Annotated in this window: 20 protein-coding genes; 18 read left to right on the top strand and 2 right to left on the bottom strand. The window is 39.6% G+C overall.

The genetic code is table 11. The annotated features are described in order from the left end of the window. Nucleotides 1-11: 11 nt before the first annotated feature. The gene (aroD, locus tag KQI94_RS00615) at nt 12-773 is read left to right on the top strand and encodes a type I 3-dehydroquinate dehydratase (RefSeq protein WP_002357400.1); all 762 of its coding nucleotides are present in this window, start codon (nt 12-14) and stop codon (nt 771-773) included. Continuing rightward, nucleotides 770-1,285 (top strand): Cys-tRNA(Pro) deacylase, encoded by a 516-nt coding sequence (ybaK, locus tag KQI94_RS00610; RefSeq protein WP_002382387.1) that lies wholly within the window; start codon nt 770-772, stop codon nt 1,283-1,285. Before aroD ends, ybaK begins: the two co-directional genes overlap by 4 nt. A 129-nt stretch (nt 1,286-1,414) precedes the next feature. Here ybaK and KQI94_RS00605 read toward each other — a convergent pair whose 3' ends face one another. Continuing rightward, nucleotides 1,415-1,822: a ribonuclease HI family protein gene (locus KQI94_RS00605; RefSeq protein ID WP_002369306.1), complete on the bottom strand. Its 408-nt coding sequence runs from the start codon at nt 1,820-1,822 to the stop codon at nt 1,415-1,417. 100 nt (nt 1,823-1,922) lie between these two features. Between KQI94_RS00605 and KQI94_RS00600 the strand changes: the two genes are divergently transcribed. Continuing rightward, nucleotides 1,923-2,384, top strand: a complete 462-nt coding sequence (locus tag KQI94_RS00600) for an EbsA family protein (protein WP_002357403.1) — start codon at nt 1,923-1,925, stop codon at nt 2,382-2,384. A 104-nt stretch (nt 2,385-2,488) separates the two neighbouring features. Here KQI94_RS00600 and KQI94_RS00595 read toward each other — a convergent pair whose 3' ends face one another. Continuing rightward, nucleotides 2,489-2,695 (bottom strand): cold shock domain-containing protein, encoded by a 207-nt coding sequence (locus KQI94_RS00595; RefSeq protein WP_002357404.1) that lies wholly within the window; start codon nt 2,693-2,695, stop codon nt 2,489-2,491. 178 nt (nt 2,696-2,873) lie between these two features. Between KQI94_RS00595 and KQI94_RS00590 the strand changes: the two genes are divergently transcribed. The 15 genes from KQI94_RS00590 to KQI94_RS00520 all read left to right on the top strand — a co-directional run bounded on the left by KQI94_RS00590 (nt 2,874) and on the right by KQI94_RS00520 (nt 19,465). Continuing rightward, nucleotides 2,874-4,544 carry a formate--tetrahydrofolate ligase gene (locus KQI94_RS00590; protein ID WP_002369307.1) on the top strand — a complete coding sequence of 557 codons (1,671 nt, stop codon included), beginning with the start codon at nt 2,874-2,876 and terminating at the stop codon, nt 4,542-4,544. A gap of 104 nt (nt 4,545-4,648) precedes the next feature. Further along, the gene (locus KQI94_RS00585) at nt 4,649-5,353 is read left to right on the top strand and encodes a CBS domain-containing protein (RefSeq protein ID WP_002360173.1); all 705 of its coding nucleotides are present in this window, start codon (nt 4,649-4,651) and stop codon (nt 5,351-5,353) included. A gap of 5 nt (nt 5,354-5,358) precedes the next feature. Continuing rightward, a complete protein-coding gene (lspA, locus tag KQI94_RS00580; RefSeq protein ID WP_002360174.1) occupies nt 5,359-5,835 on the top strand; it encodes a signal peptidase II in 477 nt (158 codons plus the stop codon). Beyond that, the gene (locus KQI94_RS00575) at nt 5,822-6,727 is read left to right on the top strand and encodes an RluA family pseudouridine synthase (RefSeq protein WP_002357408.1); all 906 of its coding nucleotides are present in this window, start codon (nt 5,822-5,824) and stop codon (nt 6,725-6,727) included. The genes lspA and KQI94_RS00575 overlap by 14 nt, the downstream gene beginning before the upstream one ends. Nucleotides 6,728-7,068: 341 nt before the next feature. Continuing rightward, entirely contained in the window at nt 7,069-7,605 is a 537-nt protein-coding gene (pyrR, locus tag KQI94_RS00570; RefSeq protein ID WP_002357409.1) for a bifunctional pyr operon transcriptional regulator/uracil phosphoribosyltransferase PyrR, read from the top strand. 16 nt (nt 7,606-7,621) lie between these two features. Then, nucleotides 7,622-8,902 (top strand): solute carrier family 23 protein, encoded by a 1,281-nt coding sequence (locus tag KQI94_RS00565; RefSeq protein WP_002357410.1) that lies wholly within the window; start codon nt 7,622-7,624, stop codon nt 8,900-8,902. Between the two features lie 13 nt (nt 8,903-8,915). Next, nucleotides 8,916-9,842 carry an aspartate carbamoyltransferase catalytic subunit gene (locus KQI94_RS00560; protein ID WP_002357411.1) on the top strand — a complete coding sequence of 309 codons (927 nt, stop codon included), beginning with the start codon at nt 8,916-8,918 and terminating at the stop codon, nt 9,840-9,842. Nucleotides 9,843-9,850: 8 nt separating this feature from the next. Then, entirely contained in the window at nt 9,851-11,134 is a 1,284-nt protein-coding gene (locus tag KQI94_RS00555) for a dihydroorotase (protein WP_002357412.1), read from the top strand. A gap of 2 nt (nt 11,135-11,136) precedes the next feature. Then, a complete protein-coding gene (locus KQI94_RS00550) occupies nt 11,137-12,216 on the top strand; it encodes a carbamoyl phosphate synthase small subunit (protein WP_002360175.1) in 1,080 nt (359 codons plus the stop codon). Next, nucleotides 12,216-15,398, top strand: coding sequence for a carbamoyl-phosphate synthase large subunit (carB, locus tag KQI94_RS00545; protein ID WP_002369310.1), 3,183 nt, complete (start codon nt 12,216-12,218; stop codon nt 15,396-15,398). Before KQI94_RS00550 ends, carB begins: the two co-directional genes overlap by 1 nt. 107 nt (nt 15,399-15,505) lie before the next feature. Continuing rightward, nucleotides 15,506-16,297, top strand: a complete 792-nt coding sequence (locus tag KQI94_RS00540) for a dihydroorotate dehydrogenase electron transfer subunit (RefSeq protein WP_002365731.1) — start codon at nt 15,506-15,508, stop codon at nt 16,295-16,297. Then, nucleotides 16,294-17,232 (top strand): dihydroorotate dehydrogenase, encoded by a 939-nt coding sequence (locus KQI94_RS00535; RefSeq protein WP_002369312.1) that lies wholly within the window; start codon nt 16,294-16,296, stop codon nt 17,230-17,232. Before KQI94_RS00540 ends, KQI94_RS00535 begins: the two co-directional genes overlap by 4 nt. After that, nucleotides 17,222-17,935: an orotidine-5'-phosphate decarboxylase gene (gene pyrF / locus KQI94_RS00530; RefSeq protein ID WP_002369313.1), complete on the top strand. Its 714-nt coding sequence runs from the start codon at nt 17,222-17,224 to the stop codon at nt 17,933-17,935. The genes KQI94_RS00535 and pyrF overlap by 11 nt, the downstream gene beginning before the upstream one ends. Before the next feature lies 1 nt (nt 17,936). Continuing rightward, nucleotides 17,937-18,569, top strand: a complete 633-nt coding sequence (pyrE, locus tag KQI94_RS00525) for an orotate phosphoribosyltransferase (RefSeq protein ID WP_002357418.1) — start codon at nt 17,937-17,939, stop codon at nt 18,567-18,569. A gap of 197 nt (nt 18,570-18,766) precedes the next feature. Beyond that, nucleotides 18,767-19,465 carry a carbonic anhydrase family protein gene (locus KQI94_RS00520; protein ID WP_002381850.1) on the top strand — a complete coding sequence of 233 codons (699 nt, stop codon included), beginning with the start codon at nt 18,767-18,769 and terminating at the stop codon, nt 19,463-19,465. Nucleotides 19,466-19,483 lie beyond the last annotated feature (18 nt).

Raw genomic sequence — 19,483 nt, 5'->3', positions numbered from 1 at the left:
TAGGTGGAACTGTGAAGCCAGTTATAGTCAAAAATGTGCGAATAGGTGAAGGGAATCCCAAAATTGTGGTGCCCATTGTTGCTCCAACAGCCGAGGATATTTTGGCCGAAGCAACGGCGAGCCAAACACTAGATTGTGATTTGGTGGAATGGCGTTTAGACTATTATGAAAATGTCGCTGATTTTTCCGATGTATGTAATCTTTCACAACAAGTAATGGAACGGTTGGGGCAAAAACCGTTATTGTTAACTTTTCGTACACAAAAAGAAGGCGGCGAAATGGCTTTTTCCGAGGAAAATTATTTTGCATTGTATCATGAATTAGTAAAAAAGGGTGCGTTGGATTTATTGGATATTGAATTATTTGCGAATCCGCTGGCGGCAGATACGTTAATTCACGAAGCTAAAAAGGCGGGGATTAAAATTGTTCTCTGTAATCACGACTTTCAGAAAACACCGTCGCAAGAGGAGATTGTCGCGCGGTTACGCCAAATGCAAATGCGTCAGGCAGATATTTGTAAAATAGCTGTGATGCCACAAGATGCGACAGATGTACTTACGTTACTTTCAGCAACCAATGAAATGTACACCCATTATGCATCCGTTCCAATCGTTACTATGTCAATGGGACAGTTAGGGATGATTAGTCGCGTAACAGGTCAACTGTTCGGATCGGCACTAACTTTTGGCTCCGCCCAGCAAGCGTCTGCACCAGGCCAACTATCCGTACAAGTATTAAGAAATTATTTAAAGACATTCGAACAAAACAAGTGATTCAGAAGGTGAAAAAAGTGGCAAAGAAAAAAACACAACAAAAAACGAATGCGATGCGCATGGTGGAACAACATAAAGTACCATATAAAGAATATGAATTCGCTTGGAGTGAAGATCATTTAAGTGCAGAAAGTGTCGCTGAAAGTTTAGGTATTGAAAAAGGACGAATTTTTAAAACCTTGGTTACAGTAGGTAATAAAACAGGTCCAGTCGTGGCTGTCATTCCTGGTAATCAAGAATTAGATTTGAAAAAATTAGCGAAAGCTAGTGGCAACAAAAAGGTAGAAATGCTTCACTTAAAAGATTTAGAAGCAACCACAGGCTATATTCGTGGGGGCTGTTCACCAATTGGGATGAAAAAACAATTTCCCACCTATTTGGCTGAAGAAGCTCAACAATATTCTGCAATTATTGTTTCTGCAGGCAAACGTGGCATGCAAATTGAATTAGCGCCTGAAGCAATCCTTTCGCTAACCAATGGGCAATTTGCGGAAATAACGACAAAAGAATAAGTGGCTATAAGAAGAAGTCGAGACAGAACCGTTTATCTGTTTTTAAACGTGGAGCAAAAATCACTTGGAATTTTTGCTCCACGTGTTTAATTATCAAATTAATAAAGGAAAAGCATTAAGTAAACAGTGCTACTTTTTATTGGGATAAAATTTTTGTAATGCTTGCCGTGCAAGCATATCGGCCGCTTTGTTTTGACTTTCAGGTAGCCATTCGATTAAGAGCAAAGGAAAATTCTTTTCTAGTTGTTGATATTCTGCTAAATAAGGCTGGTACTTTTCATTTTTAGCATAGTTTTTTTCAATTGTTTGGACAACAATTTTACTATCTGAGTGGAGAAGAACGGTTTGTTGATTGTCTTCATTGGCAATCGCTTTTTTTAAAGCTTCAATCAGCACTTTAAATTCGGCTTCGTGATTACTAACAATGCCTAAAGGCACATGCAATTGTTGCCGCGATTGGTCGGTGAGGTAAACGATACCGCCGCCAGATTCACCTGGATTGCCTTTTGTTGCAGCATCTACATAAATTCTTAACATAAAATTACTCCTAATTTCTTTTTGTTCTTAAAAAAAGTATGTTACTATTATAACATATTTAAATTTAGCGGCGTTGATCCAGAAGTAGTGAGGGCACTTTATGAAAAAACAGAAATTCTATTGGCAGCCAGAATTAGCATCAACAATTATTTACTGGTCTTGCACATTTTGTATATTATTTATTAGTTTAATTTTAGCATTGGAAAATAATGGTCCTTACTTGATTAGTAATCTGGTGATGGTTCCATTTTTTGTGTTTGCTTATCTAGGAATTGCGCGGTCTTTTAATATGACAGAAACATCTTTAATTGTCAGAGATGTTTTGTGGTTTCGCAAAAAAGCACTTCCGCTTTCTCAGATAGAAAAAGTAACCTACAATGAAAAAAGCATCGAAATTTTTTCCTCAGAATTTAAGGAAGGCTCAAAAGTCTTTTTAATGAAAAAGAAAACGATTCCGTTATTTCTTGAGGCACTTAAGGTAAAAAAGCCTGAATTGAAGGTAGCAGAAGATCATTCTTTGGGCCTTCATAAAAAAGAAGAAAAAAACAAGAGTGAGTCATAAGTCGAAACGACTGGTGACCCACTCTCAAAATCTTAAAATAATCAGCTGAAACAAACGCTACGTTTACTTACTTTTTGGAGCTAAGCGCTGTTGGTTCAGCTTTTTTAGTTATCTATTTTTTTGACATGTGCTGCTTGTAGCCCACGATTGCCTTCCATTATCTCGAACTCTACAGATTGATTCTCATCAAGTGATTTGAATCCATCACCTTCTATAGCAGTGAAGTGGACAAAAATCTCATCTTCTTCGTTGTAAACGATAAAACCATAACCTTTTCTGTTATCGAACCATTTGACAATTCCTTTTTGCATCCAATTCACGCTCCTTTTAGATTTGTAAAGACACTTTCATTATACGAGAAAAGGCTACCAAACGTCAATGGTTGGGTTGTTTAAAAAAGGTTATTCTAGCCATTCTATTCAATACAAGCTATAATTTAAAAGAAACAATGTGTCACAAAGACGATAAAGAATTGAAAAGGGGTCCGTTATGAAGACAGATATTAACATTGCACAAGCAGCAACATTAAAACCTATTCAAGAGATTGCCGAAACAATCGGTCTTTCAGAAGATTCGCTCGAACTTTATGGAAAATACAAAGCGAAAATAGATTTTCCAACGCTTCAATCCTTAGAAGCGCAACCAGAAGGTAAATTAATCCTCGTTACATCGATTAATCCAACACCAGCAGGAGAAGGAAAGTCAACCGTGACCATTGGTTTAGGAGATGCATTAAATCAAATCAATAAAAAAACAGTTATTGCCCTAAGAGAACCATCATTAGGTCCTGTGATGGGGATTAAAGGTGGCGCAACAGGTGGCGGTTACGCACAAGTATTACCAATGGAAGAAATCAATTTGCATTTTACTGGTGATATGCATGCGATTACGACAGCCAATAATGCCTTAGCTGCGTTACTAGATAATCATTTACAGCAAGGAAATGAATTAAAGATTGATTCTCGACGGGTGATTTGGAAACGGGCAGTGGATCTAAATGATCGTGCGCTCAGACAGGTCGTTGTTGGTTTAGGCGGTCCTTTCCAAGGTGTACCAAGAGAAGACGGTTTCGATATTACTGTGGCAAGCGAAATTATGGCGATTCTTTGTTTAGCGCAAAATTTAACGGACTTAAAAGAACGCTTAAGTCGGATTATTGTCGCCTATAATGACCAAAGAGAGCCGGTGACGGTTAAAGATTTAAACGTGGCAGGTGCGCTGACTTTATTATTAAAAGACGCCTTAAAACCTAATTTAGTTCAAACGATTGAAGGAACTCCAGCTTTTGTTCACGGTGGTCCTTTTGCCAATATCGCTCATGGATGTAACAGTATTTTAGCGACAAAAACGGCTTTGCATCTAGGGGATTATGTCGTAACAGAAGCAGGTTTTGGTGGCGACTTAGGTGGCGAAAAATTTTTAGATATTAAAGTACCTTCTTTAGGAAAAGCACCCGATGCCGTTGTGATTGTGGCAACGATTCGCGCGTTGAAAATGCATGGCGGTTTGGCGAAAGATCAGTTAGCAGAAGAAAATTTACCAGCGTTACAAAAAGGCTTTGCCAACTTAGAAAAACATATTCAAAACATGCAACGTTATGATGTACCAGTAGTTGTTGCAATTAATGAGTTTACACAGGATACAGAGAAGGAAATTCAACTGTTGAAAGAAGCCTGCCAAGCGTTAGGCGTGCCCGTCGAGTTAACAAGTGTTTGGGCGCAAGGTGGCGCAGGTGGCACGAATCTAGCGAAAACAGTAGTAGCAGAGATTGAAGCCGATACAAAACAGTTTCAACCTTTATATAATCCTCGCCAAACTATTGAAGAAAAAATTCAAGCCATTGTACAAACGATTTACGGCGGGGAACAGGCGATTTTTTCTCCGAAAGCGCAAAAACAAATCGCAGACTTTACAAAAAATGGTTGGGATCAATTACCAATCTGCATGGCGAAGACACAGTATTCACTTTCTGACGATCCTCAAAAATTAGGACGGCCAGAAGGATTTACGATTACAATTCGTGAACTAGTTCCAAAAATCGGTGCAGGGTTTATCGTGGCGTTAACGGGTGACATTTTAACGATGCCTGGCTTGCCGAAGGTTCCTGCTGCGTTAAATATGGATGTGGACGAAACGGGTCAAGCGAGCGGTCTCTTTTAAAGCCGCTCTTTCCTGAGACCTATTTTTAGTATATACTTGAAAGTAGCTCAATAAAAAATAATGACGGAAATTTATTGCGTAGTTTATTATAAGGAGCAACGACTATGGGGGAACGAGCAGATACATTTTTAGCACACTTTAATCGCATTGAAAAGTGGATGAGAGAGAGACTGAACAATCCTGTCAACATGGGATTCAGTGAAATGACAAGACGTCTTTCCCGAAAAGAAAAAGGACAGATTGCTCAATTTGAAGAGGATTTGCTTCAAATGGCTCAGTTAAGAAATGCCATCGTTCATGAGCGAATTGCTGATGATTTTGTAATTGCAGAGCCAAACGAATGGGCAGTTCAACGAATTGAAACGATTGAACAAGCTTTAACAAAACCAGAAAAAGTAGTGCCTAAATTTGCGAAACGTGTTACAGCTTTTGAAATCACCACTTCTTTAGAAACGTTATTAACGATTATTGCAAAAAAACAATATTCTCAATTTCCGATTTATGAAAAAGGTGTATTTAAAGGATTAATCACGGTTCGAGGGATTGGTGTATGGTTTGCCATTGAGAGCACCAAAGGCGAAGTTCACATTGCCAACCGAACGGTGCGAGAATTGTTGGCATCAAATTATAAACGCAGCAACTATCAATTTGTTTCAATTGAAGCAACCGTTTTTGAAGTTGAACAAATGTTTCGGGAGCAGCCACGCTTAGAAGCTGTGCTTATTAGTAAAAGTGGCCATCCTAATGGTGAGTTAGTAGGCATTGTTCGACCAAGAGATTTAGCAAGTATTCATAGAGAAAAGGAATGACGCGATTGTTAGTAGTATATTTTTTAATCAGTGCCTTATTAGTAGGGCTTGACCAATGGAGCAAATATTTGACGGTCCAAAACATTTCTTTGGGTGAAACAAAAGAATTCATTCCTGGATTTTTGTCGCTGACCCATTTAAGAAATACCGGAGCTGCTTGGAGCTTATTAGAAGGAAAGATGATATTCTTTTATGTCATCACAGTAATTGTTAGTGTCGTGATTATTTATTTATTAATTAAGAATTATAAAAAAAGTATCTGGTATTCTGTAGGTTTATCTTTTGTCTTAGCAGGTGCCATTGGGAATTTTATTGATCGTGTACGTTTAGGCTACGTAGTGGACATGCTCCAAACGGATTTTATGAATTTTCCTATTTTTAATGTTGCAGATAGTACGTTAGTGGTCGGCGTTATTTGTATATTTATTTATTTGATTTTAGATGAAAAAGCAGCAAAGGAAGGCAAAAATGGAACAAATTAACGTAACGATTCAAACAGAAAAAGGCCGGATTGATAAAGTATTAAGTGAACATTTACCCAATCATTCCCGCTCGCAAATTCAACAATGGTTAAAAGAAAAACACGTAACAGTTAATGGTGAAACGGTCCGCGCAAATTACAAAGTTACAGCAGGCGATGAAATTGTTGTAACAATTCCTGAACCAGAAGTTCTAGATATGGTAGCAGAGGATATTCCTTTGACCATTGTTTATGAAGACAATGATGTGATTGTTGTCAACAAACCTCAAGGCATGGTCGTTCATCCTTCGGCAGGGCATCCCAAGGGTACATTAGTGAACGCGTTACTTCATCATGCGGATCACTTATCGGCGATTAATGATGTGGTGCGACCGGGAATTGTTCATCGAATTGATAAAGATACTTCGGGGCTATTGATGGTGGCTAAAAATGATCAAGCCCATGAATCATTAGCGAAACAGCTAAAAGAAAAAACATCGTTACGTAAATACGTTGCCTTGGTCCACGGTGTTATTCCTCACGATAAGGGAGAGATAAATGCGCCTATTGGTCGTTCCAAGGTTGACCGCAAAATGCAAGCGGTCATTGAAGGCGGTAAAGAAGCAGTCACGCATTTTACTGTTTTAGAGCGTTTTGATGCATTTACCTTAGTTGAATTACAACTAGAAACAGGCCGGACACATCAAATCCGTGTTCACATGAAATATATCGGTTATCCATTAGCTGGAGATCCGTTATATGGACCGAAAAAAACATTGCCTGGCAATGGACAATTTTTACATGCGAAGTTATTAGGCTTTACACATCCTACTACAGGTGAACAATTAGTCTTTGAAGCACCTTTACCAGAAGTTTTTGAAAAAACTTTACACCAATTAAGAAATAATCATTGATTTTTTTCTGAAGAAGAGGTAAACTCTTTTTTAAGAAGAAAAATAACTAAATAACTGTAACCTTTAAGTTTAGTCCCGTGAGGCTAAGAAGGAATCATGCAAAAGAACACTAGGTGCGCTTAGTTAGTAAGTTGTGTGGGCTACATGGTACCCTTGTACCTTTTTAAACTGTAACCAACATCCTCCTATCCTCATACGGGTAGGAGGATTTTTTGTTGGAAAAAATAACAGGACAATTTCAATAAAAACCCACTTATTTTTCAGCTGCTCAATTGAAGGAAGAATCGCTGACCCCAAGACAGCGAGGACGTAGATAAAAAAGAAATGAGGAGGAAATTATTATGCCAAAGAAAGAAGTTGTTGACGCAGTCACAATGAAACGAGCGCTTACTCGAATCTCGTATGAAATTATTGAAAGAAACAAAGGAATTCAAGACATTGTTTTAGTAGGAATTAAAACGCGTGGGATATACATTGCACAACGTCTAGCCGAACGCTTAAAACAATTAGAAGATATTGACGTGCCAGTTGGTGAATTAGATATTACTTTGTATCGTGATGATGTGAAAGATATGGAGGAACCTGAATTACATTCTTCTGACGTACCAGTCTCAATTGAAGGTAAAGAAGTTATTTTAGTGGATGATGTCTTGTACACGGGCCGGACCATTCGTGCTGCGATGGACGCTGTTATGGATTTAGGTCGTCCGAGAAAAATCTCTTTAGCAGTCTTAGTAGATCGTGGACATCGGGAACTACCGATTCGTGCCGATTATGTAGGAAAAAATATTCCAACATCAAAAACTGAGGAAATTATTGTGGAAATGGAAGAGCGTGACGGCGCAGATCGTATTATGATCAGTAAAGGAAACGAATAAAAAGGAGTGAACAACGTTGTCAGAAAAAGAATTTCGAAATGAGGATGCAGTCTTAGATATTAAAGACAGACCGCAAGCTTTTCACTGGGTTGGCCTAAGTTTACAACATTTATTTACGATGTTTGGTGCAACGGTTTTAGTACCAATCTTAGTGGGAATTGACCCAGGGATTGCTTTAGTCAGTTCAGGATTAGGAACAATGGTCTATCTGATTACTACAAAAGGAAAAATCCCCGCTTATCTTGGCAGTAGCTTTGCTTTTATTGCAGCGATGCAGATGTTAATGAAGAGTGATGGTTATCCAGCCATTGCCCAAGGTGCTATGACAACCGGCTTGGTATACCTAATCGTTTCATTAATCATTAAAAAAATTGGTTCCGACTGGTTGGATAAAATTTTACCGCCTATCGTTGTAGGACCTGTCGTGATGGTTATCGGTTTAGGCTTGGCGGCTAATGCCGCAAATAACGCAATGTATAACAACAACGTTTATGATTTTAAATATATTGCCGTAGCCTTAATTACTTTAGGCTTAACCATTTTTTACAACATGTTTTTCAAAGGCTTCCTAGGATTAATTCCAATTCTTTTGGGAATTGTCAGTGGGTACCTAGTCGCTTTAGCTTTCGGAATTATTGATTTAACCCCTATTAAAGAAGCTGCGTGGTTTGCTTTACCGAATTTTGAAGTACCTTTTGTTCAATATGAACCGAAATTGTATTTAAATGCCATTACAACAATGGCACCAATTGCTTTTGTAACAATGACAGAACATATTGGTCATTTAATGGTCTTGAATAAATTAACCAAGCGCAACTTTTTCCAAGACCCAGGCTTATCTAAAACTTTAATGGGAGATGGCTTAGCGCAAATTGTAGCAGGTTTTGTTGGTGGACCACCAGTTACAAGTTATGGTGAAAATATCGGCGTGCTAGCAATTACAAGAGTACACAGTGTCTTCGTGATTGGTGGAGCCGCGGTGTTCGCTGTAGCTTTAGGCTTTGTTGGAAAATTAAGTGCCTTGATTCTAAGTATCCCAGGACCAGTTATTTCAGGAATTAGTTTCGTCTTGTTCGGTGTGATTGCCGCAAGTGGTTTGAAAATCTTAATCGATAATAAGATTAATTTTGATAAGAAAAAGAATTTATTGATTGCTTCAGTAATTTTAGTCATCGGCATTGGTGGCTTAGTCTTCAAAGTAGGAACTTTTGAATTGTCTTCAATGGCATTAGCAACTGTCTTAGGAATTGTTTTGAATTTAATTTTACCGGAAAACGCACGTAGCGAAGAACAGTAGGAGGACTGGACGAATGATTATTACATCTGAACGAATTAGTTTAAAACATCTTTTAACTGCTGAGGCTTTAACCGACCGTGAAGTCATGGGGTTAATCCGTCGCGCAGGAGAATTTAAACAGGGGGCAAAATGGCACCCAGAAGAACGTCAATATTTTGCAACAAACTTGTTTTTTGAAAATAGTACTCGAACACATAAAAGTTTTGAGGTAGCTGAGAAAAAATTAGGCTTAGAAGTGATTGAGTTTGAAGCAAGTAGAAGTTCTGTTCAAAAAGGAGAAACGTTATACGACACAGTACTAACGATGTCGGCAATTGGTGTAGATGTAGCAGTCATTCGTCATGGTAAAGAAAATTATTACGATGAATTGATTCAAAGTAAAACGATTCAATGTTCTATTATTAACGGTGGGGACGGGAGTGGACAACACCCTACACAATGTTTATTGGATCTGATGACTATTTATGAAGAATTTGGTGGATTTGAAGGCTTGAAAGTGGCGATTGTGGGAGATATTACACATTCTCGCGTTGCTAAATCAAATATGCAGTTATTAAACCGTTTAGGCGCTGAAATTTATTTTTCAGGTCCAGAAGAGTGGTACGATCATCAGTTTGATGTCTATGGACAATATGTGCCGCTAGATGAAATTGTTGAAAAAGTCGATGTGATGATGTTGCTTCGCGTGCAGCACGAACGTCATGATGGTAAGGAAAGTTTTTCAAAAGAAGGCTATCATTTGGAATATGGTTTAACCAACGAACGGGCAACTCGTTTACAGAAACACGCAATTATTATGCATCCAGCGCCAGTCAATCGGGATGTTGAACTGGCAGATGAATTAGTGGAAAGTCTGCAATCAAGAATCGTCGCGCAAATGAGTAACGGAGTCTTTATGCGCATGGCAATTTTGGAAGCAATTTTACATGGAAAGGCCTAGGTGGAGAAATGAAGACGTTAATTAAGAATGGAAAAATCATCAAAAAAGAGAATCAATTGATTGAGGCAGCACTTTGGCTAGAAAATGGTGTGATTCACGCAATCGGGGAATCGTTTGACGAAGCAGATTTTGAGCAAGTGTTTGATGCGAACGGGCAACTAATCACGCCAGGCTTGGTGGATGTGCATGTTCACTTTAGAGAACCAGGCTTTACGTATAAAGAAACGATTAAAACGGGTAGTAAAGCTGCTGCTCGCGGTGGTTTTACTACGGTTTGCGCAATGCCCAATTTGAATCCAGTACCAGATACGGCTGAAAAATTAAGTGAGGTTTACGACTTAATTCAAAAAGATGCAGTCGTGAAAGTTTTACAATATGCCCCCATTACAGAAGAGCTACGGAGTGAAGTTTTAACCAATCAGAAGGCCTTAAAAGAAGCGGGCGCCTTTGCATTTACGAATGATGGTGTTGGTGTCCAAACGGCAGGAACGATGTACTTAGCCATGAAAGAAGCGGCTGCATTAAATATGGCACTTGTTGCGCACACGGAAGATGAATCTTTATTATTTGGTGGTGTGATGCATGAAGGAGAAGTTTCTAAGAAATTAGGCCTACCAGGGATTTTAAGTGCAACGGAAGCTTCACAAATTGCTCGGGATATTACTTTAGCGAAAGAAACAGGCGTTCATTATCATGTTTGTCATGTTTCAACAGAAGAAAGCGTGCGCGTTATTCGAGATGCTAAAAAAGCAGGGATTCACGTAACAGCCGAAGTTTCGCCACACCATTTAATTTTAGTCGATGAGGATATTCCTGGTGACGAAGGGTTTTGGAAAATGAACCCGCCATTACGTGGTTTAGCAGATCGACAAGCATTGATTGACGGCTTGTTAGATGGCACGATTGACTGTATTGCTACCGACCATGCGCCCCATGGTTTAGAAGAAAAACAACAATCATTTTTAAACGCACCTTTTGGTATTGTCGGTAGTGAAACGGCCTTCCAATTGATTTATACGAACTTTGTCGAAACAGGCATTTTCACATTAGAACAAGTGATTGATTGGATGGCAGTGAAACCGGCAGAAATTTTTGGATTAAACGCAGGAACACTAACAATTGGTGCACCAGCAGATATTGCAGTTTTTGACTTAGCAACAGCTGCACCAATTGATGCAGAAGCATTTGAATCAATGGCTGTCAATACACCATTTACAGGGTGGACAGTCAAAGGAAAGACACTTATGACATTTGTTGACGGAGCATTAGCTTGGTCGGAGGAGGCGCAGTAGGTTTGAAAAGGTTATTGATTTTAGAAGACGGAACAGTATTTGAAGGAAAAGCGTTTGGTGCAGAAGGCAATGTAGTAGGAGAAGTTGTTTTTACTACTGGCATGACAGGTTACCAAGAAGCAATTACTGACCAAAGTTTTAATGGACAAATGATTACTTTTACGTATCCATTAGTTGGGAATTACGGGGTCAACCGAGATGATTATGAATCCATTGCACCAACCTGTAAAGGTGTCATTGTTAAAGAGCATGCGCGGGTTGCTTCAAATTGGCGTCAACAAATGACCTTGGATGAATTTTTAAAGCGCAAAGGGATTCCGGGAATTTCAGGAATTGATACGCGTGCGCTGACTCGTAAGTTACGATCAGCTGGAACAATGAAAGGGAGCATCATTGATGCCGTGGATGATTTGCCGCATGCGTTTGATCAATTAAAAGCGACAGTCATGCCGAAAAATCAAGTGGCACAAGTCTCCACCACTAAGCCTTATCCGAGTCCAGGTATTGGGCGTAATGTGGTCGTCGTTGATTTTGGGTTGAAACATAGTATTTTGCGAGAATTATCAAAACGGCAATGCAACTTAACCGTGTTGCCTTATAATACAACGGCCGAAGAGATTTTAGAATTAAGTCCCGATGGTGTCATGTTGACAAATGGGCCTGGAGATCCCAAAGATGTGCCTGAAGCTATTGAAATGATTCAAGCAATCCAAGGAAAAGTTCCGATTTTCGGCATCTGCTTAGGTCATCAGTTATTTTCATTAGCGAATGGTGCGGATACGTATAAGATGAAGTTTGGACATCGCGGTTTGAATCATCCTGTACGAGAAATTGCAACAGGACGCATTGATTTCACTTCACAAAACCACGGATATGCCGTAGATGAAGCAACAATTGATCCAGAAAAATTACTTGTGACCCACGTGGAAGTCAATGATGGAACGGTTGAAGGCGTGCGTCATCGAGATTATCCTGCTTTTACTGTGCAATATCACCCAGATGCGGCTCCAGGACCGCACGATGGTCTTCATTTATTTGACGAATTTATGGAATTAATGGATGCATGGAAGGAGCAAAACTAATGCCAAAACGAACGGACATCAAGAAAATCATGGTGATTGGTTCAGGACCAATCATTATTGGACAAGCAGCAGAATTTGACTATGCAGGCACACAAGCCTGTTTAGCGCTAAAAGAAGAAGGGTATGAAGTTGTCTTAGTAAACTCAAATCCAGCGACTATCATGACCGATAAGGAAATCGCGGATCATGTTTATATCGAACCGATTACTTTAGAATTTGTTTCAAGAATTTTGCGAAAAGAACGTCCTGATGCTCTTCTACCAACATTAGGTGGTCAAACTGGATTAAATATGGCGATGGAATTATCGGAATCAGGAATTTTAGATGAGCTAAATGTAGAATTGCTAGGAACAAAGCTCAGTGCGATTGACCAAGCGGAAGACCGTGATTTATTTAAACAATTGATGGAAGAATTAGAACAACCGATTCCAGAAAGTGAAATTGTCAATACGGTGGAACAAGCCGTGGCTTTTGCCAAACGAATTGGCTATCCAATTATCGTTCGTCCCGCATTTACTTTAGGTGGAACAGGCGGCGGCATGTGTGATACGGAAGAAGAACTCCGCCAAATTGCTGAAAACGGTCTGAAATTATCACCAGTTACACAATGTTTAATTGAAAAAAGTATTGCTGGTTTTAAAGAAATTGAATATGAAGTGATGCGTGATTCGGCTGATAATGCGATTGTGGTTTGTAACATGGAAAACTTTGATCCTGTCGGCATTCACACTGGGGATTCGATTGTTTTTGCTCCGAGTCAAACCTTATCAGATTATGAATACCAAATGTTGCGAGATGCGTCTTTGAAAATTATTCGTGCATTAAAAATTGAAGGTGGCTGTAATGTTCAATTAGCTTTGGACCCGCATAGCTTTAATTATTATGTGATTGAAGTGAATCCTCGTGTTTCTCGCTCATCTGCACTTGCTAGTAAAGCCACAGGGTATCCCATTGCGAAGTTAGCTGCAAAAATTGCTGTTGGTTTAACATTAGATGAAATGAAAAATCCAGTTACTGGAACCACTTATGCCGAATTTGAACCAGCTTTGGACTATGTTGTTTCCAAAATTCCTCGATGGCCTTTTGACAAATTTGAAAAAGGTGCTCGAGAACTAGGAACGCAAATGAAAGCAACCGGGGAAGTCATGGCAATTGGCCGCAATATTGAAGAATCCTTATTAAAAGCAGTTCGTTCTTTAGAAATTGGTGCTTATCACAACGAGTTAGCAGAACTAAGTCATGTCAGTGATTTGGAATTAACGAAGAAAATGGTCCATGCGCAAGATGATCGATTGTTCTACTTATCAGAAGCCATTCGCAGAGGATATAGCATCGAAGAATTACAAAGTTTAACGAAAATTGATTTATTCTTCTTGGATAAACTTTTACACATTATCGAAATTGAAACAGCCCTTGAAAGTCACGTGGACAACGTAGCTGTTTTGAAAGAAGCCAAACAAAATGGTTTTTCTGATCGGAAAATCGCAGCACTTTGGGGACAAACAGAACAAGCCATCGCTGACTTCCGCAGAGCCAATCAAATTGTGCCCGTCTATAAAATGGTGGATACGTGTGCTGCAGAGTTTGAATCACACACGCCTTATTTTTATAGCACGTATGAAGTGGAAAACGAAAGCAATGTTTCGAAAAAGCCTTCTGTACTAGTATTAGGTTCTGGTCCCATTCGCATTGGTCAAGGGGTCGAGTTTGATTATGCAACGGTTCATTCTGTCAAAGCGATCCAAGCGGCTGGTTATGAAGCAATTATTATGAATAGTAATCCTGAAACAGTTTCAACAGATTTCTCTGTTTCTGATAAATTATACTTTGAGCCATTAACTTTAGAAGACGTCATGAATGTGATTGATTTAGAAAATCCGATTGGCGTGATCGTCCAATTTGGTGGACAAACAGCGATTAATTTAGCTGAGCCGCTCACAAAACAAGGCGTTAAAATTCTTGGAACAACGATTGAAGATTTAGATCGTGCGGAAAATCGTGATTTATTTGAACAAGCTTTGCAAGAGTTAGCGATTCCTCAACCACCAGGAGATACGGCCACAAGTGCAGAAGAAGCAGTCGTGATTGCTGATCGTATCGGCTATCCCGTTTTAGTTCGTCCAAGTTATGTTTTAGGTGGTCGTGCAATGGAAATTGTCGAAAATCAAAAGGATTTGGAAGATTATATGCGACATGCAGTCAAAGCTTCTCCAGAACATCCTGTCTTGGTTGATAGCTATTTATTGGGACAAGAATGTGAAGTTGATGCCATTTGTGATGGTGAAACAGTACTAATTCCAGGGATTATGGAACATATTGAACGAGCTGGCGTGCATTCTGGTGATTCAATGGCGGTTTATCCACCGCAGTATCTTTCTCAAGAAATTCAAGCAACAATTGCCGATTATACAAAAAAACTGGCACTTGGTTTAAACTGTGTAGGTATGATGAATATTCAATTTGTTATTCATGAAAATCGTGTTTATGTGATTGAAGTGAATCCTCGTGCGAGTCGAACAGTTCCTTTCTTAAGTAAAATCACAGGGATTCCGATGGCCCAAGTTGCTACAAAAGCGATTCTTGGTGAGAAACTGACTGACCTAGGATATCAAGATGGATTATATCCTGAAAGTAAACAAGTTCATGTGAAAGCCCCTGTATTCTCCTTTACGAAACTACAAAAAGTAGATACGTACTTAGGGCCTGAAATGAAATCAACTGGGGAAGTTATGGGTAGTGATTATTATTTAGAAAAAGCCTTGTATAAAGCCTTTGAAGCATCTGGCTTGCATTTGCCAAGTTATGGGGCTGTACTTTTCACCATTGCTGATGAAACAAAAGAAGAGGCGTTAGAAATTGCTAAGCGTTTTTCAGCAATTGGCTATAGTTTAGTCGCAACGGAAGGAACCGCTGACTTTTTAGCGAAGCATCAGTTGCCTGTTAAGAAAGTGACGAAAATTTCTAATCCTGAAGGGGAAACCGTGCTGGATGTCATTCGCAATGGGAATGCGCAAGTGGTAATCAATACCATGGATAAAAATCGTTCCAGTGCCAACCAAGATGGATTTTCAATCCGTCGGGAAGCAGTCGAACATGGGATTCCATTGTTTACCTCACTTGACACAGCAAATGCGATTTTAAAAGTTTTAGAATCAAGAGCCTTTACGACAGAAACCATTTAAGCAAAAATCTGGAACAATCGTCTGAGGAGGACTGTTCCAGATTCTTTTACGAAGAAATAGAAAATCATTTATAGGGGAATCAGAGAATAAAGGAGTGAAGGATACTGATGCAGAGAAAGCAAGAAATGATGACCATTGTAGCTCAAAAACAGTTAGCGCCACGGATTTATCAGTTAGACTTACAAGGCGAGTTAGTGAAAGAGATGACACGACCTGGACAGTTTGTGCATATCAAGGTTCCGCGTGCAGATTTACTTTTGCGGCGACCGATTAGCATCAACCAAATTGATCATTCGAACGAAACCTGTCGTTTGATTTATCGAGTCGAAGGCGCTGGAACGGAAGTGTTTGCCACCATGAAGGCTGGTGAACAATTAGATATTTTAGGTCCTTTAGGAAACGGCTTTGATATAACTACCGTAGCAGCTGGTCAAACTGCTTTTATCGTTGGCGGAGGAATCGGGATTCCCCCATTGTATGAATTATCAAAACAACTCAATGAAAAAGGCGTGAAAGTGATTCATTTTCTTGGTTATGCATCAAAAGAGGTTGCTTATTACCAACAAGAATTTATGGCATTAGGAGAAACACATTTTGCCACAGATGACGGCTCGTTTGGCGCTCATGGCAACGTGGGCCGTTTATTGTCAGAAGCGTTAGCAAAAGGACGGATCCCTGATGCAGTGTATGCTTGTGGTGCGAATGGTATGTTAAAAGCAATTGATTCTTTATTTCCAACACATCCACACGTTTACCTTTCTTTAGAAGAACGGATGGCCTGTGGAATTGGGGCTTGCTATGCCTGCGTTTGCCATAAAAAAGGAGACACTACTGGAGCAAAAAGTGTCAAGGTCTGTGATGAAGGTCCGATTTTTAAAGCAAGTGAGGTTATCTTATGATGAAAAATCCTTTAGCCGTTTCAATTCCAGGTTTAACATTAAAAAATCCAATTATTCCCGCCAGTGGTTGCTTTGGGTTCGGGGAAGAATATGCTAACTATTATGACCTTGATCAATTAGGTTCAATTATGATTAAGGCAACAACGCCCCAAGCACGATATGGAAATCCCACGCCACGTGTAGCTGAAACACCTAGTGGTATGCTAAATGCCATTGGATTGCAGAATCCAGGTTTAGAAGTGGTTATGCAAGAAAAATTACCGAAATTAGAAAAATACCCTAACTTACCGATTATCGCAAATGTTGCAGGTGCTTGCGAAGAGGACTATGTGGCTGTTTGCGCAAAAATTGGGCAAGCGCCTAACGTCAAAGCAATTGAACTGAATATTTCCTGTCCCAATGTGAAACATGGCGGCATAGCTTTTGGTACAGATCCAGAGGTTGCTTTTCAATTAACACAAGCAGTCAAAAAAGTCGCCTCTGTTCCGATTTATGTTAAACTATCACCAAACGTAACGGACATTGTGCCGATCGCCCAAGCAATTGAAGCAGGGGGCGCAGACGGTTTTTCTATGATTAATACATTGCTAGGGATGCGCATTGATTTAAAAACGAGAAAACCTATTTTAGCCAATCAAACTGGCGGACTATCTGGCCCAGCCATTAAACCTGTTGCTATTCGCTTAATCCGACAAGTCGCCAGTGTTTCTCAGTTGCCAATTATTGGAATGGGCGGTGTTCAAACAGTGGATGATGTCTTGGAAATGTTCATGGCAGGTGCTAGCGCTGTCGGTGTTGGTACGGCCAACTTTACAGATCCATATATTTGTCCGAAGTTGATTGACGGATTACCTAAGCGAATGGAAGAGTTAGGTATTGAATCGTTGGAACAATTAATTAAAGAAGTGAGAGAGGGGCAGCAAAATGCACGATAGACCAATTATTGCGTTAGATTTTCCCACGCAAAAAGAAGTGGCTGTTTTTTTAGAAAAATTTCCTAAGGAAGAAGCCTTGTTTGTTAAAGTGGGGATGGAACTTTTTTACGCAGAAGGACCAGCGATTGTTCGCTGGCTTAAAGAACAAGGACACGATGTTTTCTTGGATTTAAAATTACATGATATTCCGAATACTGTGGAAAAAGCGATGACAAATTTAGCAAAATTAGGCGTTGCCATTACTAATGTCCATGCAGCAGGGGGCGTTCGAATGATGCAAGCAGCTAAGGAAGGTCTAATCAAAGGGACTCAGCCAGGCGCTAAGGTTCCTGAGTTAATTGCTGTAACCCAGTTGACTTCTACTAGTGAAGAAGAGATGCACCATGATCAATTAATCAACGTTCCTTTAGAGACAAGTGTCATTCATTATGCTAAATGTGCGGAAAAAGCGGGTCTGGATGGTGTGGTTTGTTCAGCATTAGAAGCACGTGGTATTCAAGAAGCAACCAAGCAGACGTTTATTTGCTTAACACCTGGTATTCGTCCAGCAGGAAGTGCAGTAGGTGACCAACAACGGGTCGTTACGCCGCAACATGCTCGCGAAATTGGGTCCACATATATCGTTGTTGGCCGACCTATTACCCAAGCAGAAAATCCTTATGAAGCCTATCAAGAAATCAAAAAAGACTGGAGCGAAAAGTAACATGACAAAAGTAGCAAAAAAGATTGCCAAAGATTTATTAGATATTGAAGCGGTATTTTTAAACCCTAATGAGCCGTTTACCTGGGCAAGTGGCATAAAAAGCCCGATTTATTGTGATAACCGTATCACGATGAGTTATCCTGCTGTGCGTAAAGAAATTGCAGAAGGCTTAGCGGCAAAAATTAAAGAGACTTTCCCAGAAGTCGAAGTGATTGCTGGGACAGCTACCGCAGGGATTCCACATGCGGCATGGGTAGCCGATATTTTAGGATTACCAATGGTTTATATCCGCAGTAAAGCCAAAGATCACGGCAAAGGGAATCAAATTGAAGGCCGAATTTCTGAAGGACAAAAAATGGTAGTTATCGAGGATTTAATTTCAACAGGCGGTAGCGTGTTAGAAGCGGCAGAAGCGGCGGAACGTGAAGGAGCAACGGTTTTAGGCGTTGCGGCAATCTTCACTTATGAGTTACCCAAAGGAACGGCAAATTTTGCAGATAAACAGATGACGTTACTAACGTTAACCAATTATTCAACTTTAATTGATGCTGCATTAGAAGCAAATTATATCGAAGAAAAAGATGTTACCTTATTACAAGAATGGAAAAAAGATCCTGAAAACTGGGGCAAATAACCGTTGAACTAAAGAAGGTTCTTGTCGTCTGATTTTTAGTGTCATTTTCAGTAACCAGATTTAACGGTAGGAGAACTTAGGTCATTTGCCGAGGAGCGTAATGATCTAAGTTCTTTTGTTTGACGTAGAAAAGATGTTAGGATAGAGTTTTAACATGAGTTTTACCTGATTACTATGTGGAAATGAAGGAAGAGTGTATGAAAAAAATAAAAAATATGGACGTTGAATGGAGCTATACAGGCAACGATGGACCAGAACATTGGCATACGCTATGTGACTGGTTTGCAGAAGGTGCTAAGTTTGCTTATCAATCGCCAATTGCTTTAGAAAAAGAAAGTGCTGAGACAGTAAATTCTCAGATTACGTTTCATTATAAAAAAGAAGAATTCACTGAAAAAGAATTCAAAAATACGTTTCATTTTGTACCACCAAATACGGAAAGTTACGTAATGTTTGAAAATGTTGCGTATCATTTAACCGATATCCATTTTCATATGCCTAGCGAACATTTGCTATCGGGAAAGCAGTATCCGCTAGAATTCCATTTGGTTCATATGAACGATGCTGGCGAAAATTTAGTTGTCGGTTGCCTGTTTACCATCACAGAGGAAGAAAATCGTTTTTCAGAAGCGAATCATCCGATGGACTGGGAAAACGGCACGCACCAACAATGGTTTAATCCGTCAATCTTTTTACCAGAGGAGCGTCTACACTACCATTATGTAGGCTCGTTAACAACACCGCCAACTAAGGGTCCAGTGAAATGGTTTGTATTTGATACCATTCAAAAAATGGATCAAGCCTTTTTAAATAAGATTAAGGAAGGTATGTTGGCCTTTAACAATCGGCCCCTTCAGCCGTTGAATGGGCGTAAGATTTATTTTTCAAATGATTAGTGTGTGGAGGAAAAAGGG

This window comes from Enterococcus sp. S183_ASV_20 (genome assembly GCF_018919685.1).
GTDB classification, from domain to species: domain Bacteria; phylum Bacillota; class Bacilli; order Lactobacillales; family Enterococcaceae; genus Enterococcus; species Enterococcus faecalis.
The sequence above is the reverse complement of the archived record's forward strand: the minus strand, read 5'-3'. Positions and strand labels throughout refer to the sequence as shown.

Coding starts and splice junctions, on each gene's coding strand:
- KQI94_RS00605 (WP_002369306.1), bottom strand. CDS start 1,822: ATGTTAAGAATTTATGTAGATGCTGCAACAAAAGGCAATCCAGGTGAA.
- KQI94_RS00600 (WP_002357403.1), top strand. CDS start 1,923: ATGAAAAAACAGAAATTCTATTGGCAGCCAGAATTAGCATCAACAATT.
- KQI94_RS00595 (WP_002357404.1), bottom strand. CDS start 2,695: ATGCAAAAAGGAATTGTCAAATGGTTCGATAACAGAAAAGGTTATGGT.
- KQI94_RS00590 (WP_002369307.1), top strand. CDS start 2,874: ATGAAGACAGATATTAACATTGCACAAGCAGCAACATTAAAACCTATT.
- KQI94_RS00585 (WP_002360173.1), top strand. CDS start 4,649: ATGGGGGAACGAGCAGATACATTTTTAGCACACTTTAATCGCATTGAA.
- KQI94_RS00575 (WP_002357408.1), top strand. CDS start 5,822: ATGGAACAAATTAACGTAACGATTCAAACAGAAAAAGGCCGGATTGAT.
- pyrR (WP_002357409.1), top strand. CDS start 7,069: ATGCCAAAGAAAGAAGTTGTTGACGCAGTCACAATGAAACGAGCGCTT.
- KQI94_RS00560 (WP_002357411.1), top strand. CDS start 8,916: ATGATTATTACATCTGAACGAATTAGTTTAAAACATCTTTTAACTGCT.
- KQI94_RS00555 (WP_002357412.1), top strand. CDS start 9,851: ATGAAGACGTTAATTAAGAATGGAAAAATCATCAAAAAAGAGAATCAA.
- carB (WP_002369310.1), top strand. CDS start 12,216: ATGCCAAAACGAACGGACATCAAGAAAATCATGGTGATTGGTTCAGGA.
- KQI94_RS00540 (WP_002365731.1), top strand. CDS start 15,506: ATGCAGAGAAAGCAAGAAATGATGACCATTGTAGCTCAAAAACAGTTA.
- KQI94_RS00535 (WP_002369312.1), top strand. CDS start 16,294: ATGATGAAAAATCCTTTAGCCGTTTCAATTCCAGGTTTAACATTAAAA.
- pyrF (WP_002369313.1), top strand. CDS start 17,222: ATGCACGATAGACCAATTATTGCGTTAGATTTTCCCACGCAAAAAGAA.
- pyrE (WP_002357418.1), top strand. CDS start 17,937: ATGACAAAAGTAGCAAAAAAGATTGCCAAAGATTTATTAGATATTGAA.
- KQI94_RS00520 (WP_002381850.1), top strand. CDS start 18,767: ATGAAAAAAATAAAAAATATGGACGTTGAATGGAGCTATACAGGCAAC.